The sequence below is a fragment of the Mesorhizobium sp. M4A.F.Ca.ET.050.02.1.1 genome (genome assembly GCF_003997725.1).
In the GTDB taxonomy this organism is placed as follows: Bacteria; Pseudomonadota; Alphaproteobacteria; order Rhizobiales; family Rhizobiaceae; genus Mesorhizobium.
In genome coordinates this window covers 1-2337 of the sequence record NZ_RZSG01000878.1, presented here as the reverse complement: position 1 = coordinate 2337, position 2337 = coordinate 1, and the positions used below count along the sequence as shown (strand labels likewise).

Below are 2337 nucleotides of genomic sequence, written 5' to 3'. Positions count from 1 at the left end.
CCTTAAGGCCGTCGATGCGCGGATCGAAGACCTCGTTGCGCTGACCGCGGACCTGATCCGTTTCCCGACCGTCAATCCGCCGGGCGAGGCCTATCGCCCCTGCGCCGAATATGTCGGCGAGCGCCTGAAGAAGCGCGGCTTCGAAACAGAGTTCGTCCGCGCCGAAGGCACGCCCGGCGACACCGACCGCTACCCGCGCGTCAACGTCGTTGCCCGCTTCGACGGCAGATCGCCCGGCGCATGCGTGCATTTCAACTCGCATATCGACGTCGTCGAGGCTGGCGTAGGCTGGACCGTCGATCCGTTCGCCGGCATCGTGAAGGACGGCAAGGTCTACGGCCGCGGCGCCTGCGACATGAAGGGCGGGCTGGCCGCCTCGATCATCGCCGCCGAGGCCTTCATGGAGGTGTTTCCGGACTTCCCCGGTGCCATCGAGATTTCGGCCACGGTCGACGAGGAATCCGGCGGTTTCGGCGGCGTCGCCCATCTGGCCAGGCTCGGCTATTTTTCCAAGCCGAAAGTCGACCACGTCATCATTCCGGAACCGCTGAACAAGGACCGCATCTGCCTTGGCCATCGCGGCGTCTGGTGGGCCGAGATCGAGACCAAGGGCGAGATCGCGCATGGCTCGATGCCGTTCCTCGGCGACAATGCGGTGCGCCACATGGGCGCCGTGCTGCAGGCCTTCGAGGACGAATTGTTCCCGGCGCTGGACCGCAAGGTGACGCGCATGCCCGTCGTACCCGAAGGCGCCAGGCGCTCGACCATGAACATCAACTCCATCCATGGCGGCCAGACCGAGGATTTCCGCCCCGGCCTGCCCTCGCCCAACGTGCCCGATTCCTGCCGGCTGACCATCGATCGGCGCTTCCTGCTCGAGGAGGACCTTGCCACGGTGAAGAGCGAGGTGACGGATATCCTGGAGCGGCTGAAGCGCGAGCGGACGAAGTTCGACTACGAGATCCGCGATCTGATGGAAGTGCTGCCGCTGATGACCGAGCGCGACGCACCTGTGGTGAAAGCCGTGGCACAAGGCATCATGGCGATCTTCGACCGCGAGCCCGACTATGTGATTTCGCCGGGCACCTACGACCAGAAGCACGTCGCCCGCATCGGCCACATCTATGACTGCATCGCCTATGGCCCCGGCATCCTCGACCTCGCCCACCGGCCCGACGAATGGGTCGGCATCGCCGACATGGTGGAATCGGCCAAGGTGATGGCGATCGGCCTCAACGTGCTGTTGAGGGGCACTGTCGCGGACTGATCCCGAGGGCAGGCAGACTATTTCTGGAAAAACATTCCGCCTGGCGTCGCCCGACAGCACGAAACGCAATTTACTCGACCTCGAAATCACGCTTCTATCCACCCGGTTTGAGCAGATGGGAGTTGCCCGATGAAATTGTGGAAGACCGTTCTCGCCGCCGCCGCCCTGGCACTCGCCACCGCCACCTCGGCCTTTGCCGCGCGTACCGATCTCGTCATCGGCATTCCGCTCGAACCCCCGCACCTTGACCCGACCGCGGGTGCTGCCGCGGCGATCGACGAAGTGCTCTACGCCAATGTGTTCGAAGGCCTGACCCGCATCGGCCCGAACGGCGAGGTGCTGCCCGATCTCGCAGAAAGCTGGAGCATTTCTGACGACGGCAAGGTCTACACGTTCAAGCTGCATACCGGAGTCAAATTCCATGACGGTGCCGACTTCAGCGCCGACGATGTGAAGTTCTCGCTCGACCGCGCCCGCGCCGACAATTCGGTCAACGCGCAGAAGGGCCTGTTCGCGGCGATCGACAAGGTCGACGTCGTCGATCCGGCGACCGTCAAGGTGACGCTGAAGAACCCGCAAGGCTCCTTCCTCTACAATATGGGCTGGGGCGACGCGGTGATCGTGTCGCCGAAATCGGCCGACACCAACAAGGAGAAGCCGATCGGCACCGGCCCGTTCAAATTCCAGGACTGGGTCAAGGGCTCGTCGATCACGCTGGTGAAATCGGACGCTTACTGGGGCGCGCCGGTCTCGCTCGACAAGGCCGAGTTCCGCATCGTCCCCGATGCCGCCGCCGCCGTTCCGGCCCTGCTTTCCGGCGACATCCAGGCCTTCCCTTTCTTCGATCCCGACAGCGTCGCCCAGGTCAAGGACGATCCGCGCTTCCATGTCGTGATCGGCTCGACCGAGGGCGAGACCATCCTGTCGATCAACAACAAGAAGCCGCCCTTCGACAAGGTCGAGGTCAGGCAGGCGATCTCCTACGCGCTCGACCGCAAGGCGATCATCGATGGCGCCTCGGCGGGGCTCGGCCAGCCGATCGGCTCGCACATGTCGCCCGCCCACAAAGA

Annotated in this window: 2 protein-coding genes; both read left to right on the top strand. The window is 64.3% G+C overall.

The window, feature by feature from the left end; genetic code table 11:
- On the top strand, positions 1 to 1267 hold a 1267-nt coding region (locus EOA33_RS32565; RefSeq protein ID WP_127407489.1), incomplete at its 5' end, for an acetylornithine deacetylase/succinyl-diaminopimelate desuccinylase family protein.
- A 129-nt stretch (positions 1268 to 1396) separates the two neighbouring features.
- The coding region (locus EOA33_RS32560) for an ABC transporter substrate-binding protein (protein WP_245482503.1) at positions 1397 to 2337 on the top strand (941 nt) is incomplete at its 3' end.